The organism is Escherichia sp. Lx600-2 (assembly GCF_036662595.1).
GTDB classification, from domain to species: Bacteria; Pseudomonadota; Gammaproteobacteria; order Enterobacterales; family Enterobacteriaceae; genus Escherichia; species Escherichia coli.
Genome location: NZ_JAYQWM010000138.1, coordinates 1 through 6,559, shown reverse-complemented (window position 1 = coordinate 6,559; position 6,559 = coordinate 1). Strand labels below are relative to the sequence as shown.

Sequence of the window (6,559 nt, the reverse complement as noted above, 5' to 3'; positions counted from 1 at the left end):
TTTTGCTTGATACCCAGCCCTTTCCTATAAGCCATAGCTGAACCATGGATAGGTAACTGTTGTATTTCCAGAAACTTACGCTGATACTCTTTCAACTCTTTAGAAGGCTGAGCTATAACACGGTGCCCAGAAGTACGCTTTGGAATAGTATAGACTTTATACCTTTTAGGCGCACTCTGGAGAAAGCGACCGACTTCGTCTTCACTCTTTTTCAGCTCTAATGCTAACTGCTCTATCAAAGTCATACCTAATCCCATAAAAAAGCCCAAAAGCAACACTCTTGGGCTTTGGGCTCAACTCTTTACTAGAGGAAGCGATAGGTTCGCAACCTGATTGACGAACGGAGTGAGGAGATCAGGTTGCGAACCTATCGCAACCATAAAACCGTTCAATAAATTAGAGTCTGGCTAAACACCCGACTAGACGGATTCGTCCTAAGCTAAAGAGCTCTATAACTATATCATAACTATATGAGGTTATTCAATTTCATGTTCTTGATGCTTTACTTCTAATAACGTGTTGCCAGCAGAAATGGGGCTTTGTGCCTCACACCAGCTCGCCTTTGGCTACACCTCAATTAATTTCTTTCCTCGGACAGGCAGTACACCTTGATAGATGTACTGCTTTTCCTCGTATTCGTTTTGCCTTATCGTTCATCAGCTTTTGCCTCAGTTACTTGTCACCAGCCGGATAGTGTCCAACGCCTGCTCGAAGTCCTCCGGCGTCGCTCGGCCAGTTTCAGCCTGGTAGTAAAGGATCGTAAACATATTGGCGACCGCTTCTGCGACAGACGAAATCTGCTGAGCGGTTTCCTGATCAATGAATTCTAGGGAGGCCAGCTTGATTGCTGCCTGATGAATTGCGTGCTGAACTTCGATATTATGTGTGATTGCCATGCGTCACCTCTCTGACAGGTGGTATGTGAAAATTCGTGCCGGTGCACCATCACCGGCCCGTGTACTTTCGTTCTACTTGCGTCGGCCAAACGGCCAGCGTCTCATTTTGTCGATTTGATCGACCGATCTCGTCATGTCCTTGTAAGCACGTCCGGCCAACCTGTTTTGGAATACCTCCATTTTGTCGGCAATGTCTTTCATCTTCGGGCCGTGTCCGGTGCTGTGCAGCCACTGCCCCAAAAAATAGAAGGCCAGCATCACAATGAACATCCCTGCGAAGAAACCAAATACCTCCGCAAGGTTTTGAGGTGGAAAGCTAAACTCCATAATCAGTAATCCTTATCTAGTTAGGCCATACGACTCTTTTTAACAAAACTGGCAACCTCTTCGTTGCGCTCCTGCTGGCGTTCCTGGGCATACGACACGTAGTCCTCAACATCGAAAGTGTGCTTTTCCGGGTCACGCTCTTGCCATTCTGCGTGCGCTTGGCGGGCTTCTTTTTGGTCCTCACTGGATAGGCCATCAAAGCCGCCTGTTTGATTCATCCAGCCAGTACCCACACCGCCCAAGCTATCGTTGTCAAATGCAGGGGAAGCGTCGTCAGTCGCCCTCCTGGTCATCGCTATCCCCGTCATCTTTCGTGCTGTTTCGGATCGAGCTAGCTAGACGGCCTCCAGCAGTGCCGCTGATTCTATCCCCGGCCATATCCCCCATTCCCTTCATCAAATTCGCACCGGTATCCGCTGCAATACGCCCCGCTTTTACAGCGCTACCTTTAAAACCGCCAGAGGATTGGCCACCGCTAGAAGATTGGCCGGAAGCTTGGGAGAAGGAGCCAGCCTCATCAGAATCGCCACTGCCACTGATTGCTCCGCCAAGGCTCGACATAACGTCAGTATTGTTCGCTACGTTCTCACCTGCTTTTGCAAATGCAGCCTGAATAGCAGACGCACCGCCGGCAGTAGCCATTGCTGCACCGGCAGCCATACCGCCAGTGGCAACAGCCGCTCCGGCCATCGCTCCGGCACTGATACTGCCAGCACCTGCCGCCGCGCCGCCTCCAGGAACCAGGCTGGCGACCACATTGGGAACCGAGTGAATGAGCATCACAAGAACCAGTGAAACGACAAAGATCACCAGCAGTTCACGCATAGGGGCATCATTAGATAGATCGGCATAGAAACCGTCCATGATCGACATGGCAATACCAATGAGCAACGTCATTGTCATCAACTTCAAAGCAACGCCCAATACGCTTTTGAAGTAGTTGATTGCTATATCTGAAGTCCAACGCGAACCACCAAACCCCAGCACGAAGACACCGGCATAGATCAATATCCAAGCCGTCACCAAGGCCAACAACACATTGGCCGCCACTACCGCCATACAGGCCAAAATTGCCAGCGTGATTAAGAAGATAGACAAGTTATCTATCGGGCTTGTGATGCTGTAGGACTCACCAGCTTTCACAATAATGTCGAACGCAATACTAATAGGCTCTGATGGGGTTAGGTCTCTCGAAAGGCCACCGGCTTGAGCACCGATCATTCTCAATGAGTCGATGATTGACGTCGCAAAGTCTGGGCCGTTTCTGAGCAACCAAAGAAAGAAACCAAACGTCAGGATGAAGCGGACGAACTCGGCAAAAAACTCCCTTATATCCGCTTGTTTAAGGATTAAGGTCCCGCCAGTCCAAACAAGGGATATCGTACCCAGCGTCCAGAATAGCCAGGCGGCATAGTTTGTAATTACCGTGCCCCAAGTAGCACTGGCCGTCATGAAACGCACGGCCACTTCATCCAAGACACCATTAGGATCAATGGCCGCTGACGCAGTTTGCGAAGTCAGTAAAACTGCCAGGAGCATCACAAGTCGAATGAATATCTTGTTCATGGTTAGAACCCCTTGTTCTTGGAGCGATCAGTGGGTTCGCCCATATCCCAAAGACAGTTCCCTTCTTCCCTCTGCTCTTTCGTCAGGTTTGGGTTGTCACAGTCGATCGTTGCAGGCTTGGGCCCGTCATCTTCACCGCATCCCACCAGAACGAAGGAGACCAACGCACTAACGATAAAAGTTCGTGTGATATTTTTCATAATTAAAACCCCTTGTTTTCCGAACGGTCGGTTGGCTCGCCCATATCAAACAACCTTTCACGGGACGCTTGATATTGAGCTTCGCGGTCAGCATCCGCCTGCATTCGAGTGCCAACAGCATTCTGCTGAGCGATCAGCAGGCTGCGGATTTGCAGGAGCTGGTTGGCCTGGTTGCTAGCAAGCTGGTTAGCGTAGCCAATGGCCGCCAATTGGCCGTCCGCGCTCTGAGCACCAGATTGCAGGCGATTAAGCTGACGGGCATCGGCTTCCAAGTTATCTTGCTGCTGTTCCAGACTCCTAAACAGTGCGTCGTTGGCCTTTTTCTGCGATTCAGACGCAAGGCGTCGGTTCTCGGTCATTGCGGCCCGTTCTGCATCGCTGCACCCCGCCGCCGAGAAACAAGGAGAGCTGCGGTAATAGGCCACGTCCTGGAACTTGCCTAAGTAAGCATCGAGGCTGCCAAGCTGGTTCTGGTAATAGGCGAGCGTGTTGGTCGCCTGGTTCAGATCGTTGATGGTGCGCTGCGCCTGGTCCCAAATATAAGAAGCCGGGGCCATCGAGTTTTGCAGCATATTTTCGTACTGCTGCAACTGGGTTTGATACTGCTGAATTTGTTTAGCAGTCTGTGTAACAGCTTCCATTGCCGACATGATGTTCTGAACTAGATTCGTACCATCAGCAACCGGAATCCCCGCATATACAGGATTAGAAAGGTTTAACGCCAAGGAGATGGCAAGCACGGGAATTTTAGCCGCTAAAATTTTTCGTTTTAGCATGGTTAATTACTCTTAGTGGTTATGACTAAAAGTTACATTCACCAACCTGTAGGCTCGTAACCTACTCCTGCCGTTGCCAGCGGTGAATGTGGGCCTTTTCAGAGATAGCTCGCCACTTACTATCCCGGCGCCCGACCTGCGCGACACCGTAAACGCGCGGCTAAATAGGGTTAAACATCGGTGTTATTACCAACCGAAGCGGTTAGGGCTTCCGTCGATTCCTTTGCCATCACATCAACGTGATCGGCTCTTATGTTGTCGTTTCGCCTTTTTAGCTGCCTGCTCAGCTTGGAGCTTAGCTTTACGCTGCTCTAGTACTGGCATGACCGCCGCTTTTTCAGTTACAGGGCCTGACTGTATAGCTAAGACTTCTAGCTGAGAGAGATTCTGCAACCAGCCACGGCGTGAAGGTGGCACTTTGCCAATCGGTAACACGCCAGGCTTATCAGACCGCTTGGCCCTTTTATTCTGGGTCATTAATGCCTGACGACGGCGTTCTAGTCCTTGATCGGCAAATTTGATAGACAGATTGCCATCTACCGTCGCCTTGATTACTCGCGCCTTGAACTCAGGCGAACCAGTCACGGTAATACGATTACCGTAACGCTCCATTGCTACCTTTAGCGCAGCTAAGACACTGGTTTGGTTGGAAGCCGTCGACACTTGTAGACGCTCACCGTCATCACGCACAGCGCTGTTACCTACTCGATAAATAATGGTGCCTTTTTTCGTAATCGTATCGACCGTTGCTTTGAGCTCGGCCTGAACGGCATCTCCTTTGAGGGTATTGCCTTTAAGCTTTTGTGCAGCCTCTCGGCTACGTAGCGCTTTGAGGGCTTCACCATCTCCCTGCAATGCCTGGCTCTTTAACCAATCCGCCCAGGCTTGGCGTTTATTGCTTTGATATATCGTTTGCCGTTGCTCTTGGTAACGCTTGTGAATGCTCTCAAGATCGCTTTTCAATGCATCGCTGGCCTGTTTGTACAAAAGCTTCTTAGTAAGCTTATTACTACCGGTTAACTTAATCGCTGCGCGACGGCCACGCCCTTTCCTCTTGGCGTTTTCAATCTGTCGATCTTTATCACGGCGGGCCTGTTCGAGGGCTTGCGACTTACTCGCTGCAGCACGTTTCTGCTCTGATTGATAACGGGCATATAGCTCGGTGGTATCCACCTTCAATCGAACAGGTCGGTGTGTATATTGGCGGCTCGGCTTAACAGAATCCGATGCAGTCGCTTCAAAGGGACCAAGGCGCGCTTCGAGTTTGGATTTAGAAAACTCACGTCCCAAGGTGCTCGCTTTGATGATCGCTTCACCGTCAGCAACGATCACTAGACCATTTCCTCTGGTTCTTAACTGCAAACCATTGTCCTGCATGACTTGGTGCAACGCCTGCCAGCTATTGGCTGATTTAATCTCGTCCATACATTCGCGCTTCACCCACCCCACTAAGCTTTCAATACCCGAATGTCGCTCCATATCCATCGCACGTGATTCCGCCCCACGCTTGCGCGGTATGTGATTATCCGGCTGCAAACCAAAATCCTGCTCGATGGCCTCGCACATTTCCGCTAGCTTTTTATGTGGGTAATAAGGCTCATGGATTGTATTTCGCGTGGGATGGATTTTATTGATCGCGATATGGATATGTTGATTGTCCGTATCGTTGTGCACAGCGCTGACACTCTGATGTTCTCCATAACCTAAGCCTTGGCAAATGCGCTCTTCTATCGCGGCCAAGGTATTTGCTTCTAACTGTTCGCCACTTGGGAAGCTCACGATTAGATGATAGGTTTTATCACTCTTCGCTCGGGTGTTCGCGAATTGAGTTGCTAACACTTCGCTGATCGCATCGCGCACGGTTTTCGCTTCACAGTTATTTAAACGAACGTTACCAAGTCGATGCTCTTTGCTCTGGTGATCGGTGATGTAATTCACCAAGCCCGCAAAGTCAGATTTACCTTGCGAACGCATCGGTACGTGCTTGACTATCATTGATCGGCCCTCGGGCGAAGAATGGATTCCATAAGCGAGCTCATTTGATCTTGTGTCGCTTCAATACGATTAAGCACCGCTAAGATTGTATTGACTCCCACATTCGCTACCTTGGCATCATTACTAAGCCACAACTTAAGCAAACCACCCAAACGCCCTAAGTCACCATTCACTCTTACCAGTTCGCGTACCTGTTCTACATCGGTAATACCTTGAATGCGATAACCTTGGCCGACTTCACGTAGATAAGTAGAAGTACTAAGACCTGCTTGCACAGACAGCGATTCGATCAACTCACGCTCCTCTGGCAAACAGTAAACCTTAATCGGTGGGCTATTTTTTCGAGTGATCTTGTTCGTGCTGTTCCCCATGCTTTGCCTCCTATCTCTGGCCCCGCAGGGCAGGATTAACGTTGAGCTCCGAAGGTGCGAATAAGTCCAAAGTGAAGAGGCTTCGCCATGCTTGCATGGTGTGCCTACTTCACACATCCTGCCCGCATTTCAACTTTGGTTTTATCACGGAAAGTTATGCATGCCCTTGTGCATTTCTCTGCATTTAACTGTTTATTCCTGTGTAAACCATGTTTACCTGATAAGTCAGACACTTATAGCGGTATGACAGCGTACTTATAGCGACTGAATAGCGCTAAAATAGCGGCCTTACAGCAATTTATGTGTATTGGCTTTACTCAATATCACGACACAGAAAAACACAGCTTTCCTAGCACTTTCCGCTCTAGGCTAAATTCAAAGTCTTCGTACTTAACTGCCCCTCAAGTGTCAATGAATGTTTAGACGCC

General features: G+C 49.6%; 8 protein-coding genes and 1 pseudogene. All 9 read right to left on the bottom strand.

The annotated features are described in order from the left end of the window. Positions 1-245: pseudogene (locus OQV04_RS23015) on the bottom strand (retron St85 family RNA-directed DNA polymerase); the annotation flags it as partial. Between the two features lie 423 nt (positions 246-668). Further along, positions 669-896, bottom strand: coding sequence for a type I toxin-antitoxin system ptaRNA1 family toxin (locus OQV04_RS23010; RefSeq protein WP_102138702.1), 228 nt, complete (start codon positions 894-896; stop codon positions 669-671). A gap of 72 nt (positions 897-968) precedes the next feature. Then, complete coding sequence (locus OQV04_RS23005) at positions 969-1,223, bottom strand: hypothetical protein (protein ID WP_102138703.1); 255 nt, start codon at positions 1,221-1,223, stop codon at positions 969-971. A 20-nt stretch (positions 1,224-1,243) separates the two neighbouring features. Next, complete coding sequence (locus OQV04_RS23000; RefSeq protein WP_231619285.1) at positions 1,244-1,441, bottom strand: conjugal transfer protein TrbL; 198 nt, start codon at positions 1,439-1,441, stop codon at positions 1,244-1,246. A 55-nt stretch (positions 1,442-1,496) separates the two neighbouring features. Then, complete coding sequence (trbL, locus tag OQV04_RS22995) at positions 1,497-2,789, bottom strand: P-type conjugative transfer protein TrbL (RefSeq protein WP_102138705.1); 1,293 nt, start codon at positions 2,787-2,789, stop codon at positions 1,497-1,499. A 2-nt stretch (positions 2,790-2,791) separates the two neighbouring features. Then, entirely contained in the window at positions 2,792-2,989 is a 198-nt protein-coding gene (locus tag OQV04_RS22990) for a hypothetical protein (protein WP_102138706.1), read from the bottom strand. Positions 2,990-2,991: 2 nt separating this feature from the next. After that, complete coding sequence (trbJ, locus tag OQV04_RS22985) at positions 2,992-3,765, bottom strand: P-type conjugative transfer protein TrbJ (protein WP_102138707.1); 774 nt, start codon at positions 3,763-3,765, stop codon at positions 2,992-2,994. A 234-nt stretch (positions 3,766-3,999) separates the two neighbouring features. Further along, positions 4,000-5,760, bottom strand: a complete 1,761-nt coding sequence (traI, locus tag OQV04_RS22980; protein ID WP_102138708.1) for a TraI/MobA(P) family conjugative relaxase — start codon at positions 5,758-5,760, stop codon at positions 4,000-4,002. Further along, positions 5,757-6,131 (bottom strand): conjugal transfer transcriptional regulator TraJ, encoded by a 375-nt coding sequence (gene traJ, locus OQV04_RS22975; protein WP_074212071.1) that lies wholly within the window; start codon positions 6,129-6,131, stop codon positions 5,757-5,759. The genes traI and traJ overlap by 4 nt, the downstream gene beginning before the upstream one ends. Positions 6,132-6,559 lie beyond the last annotated feature (428 nt).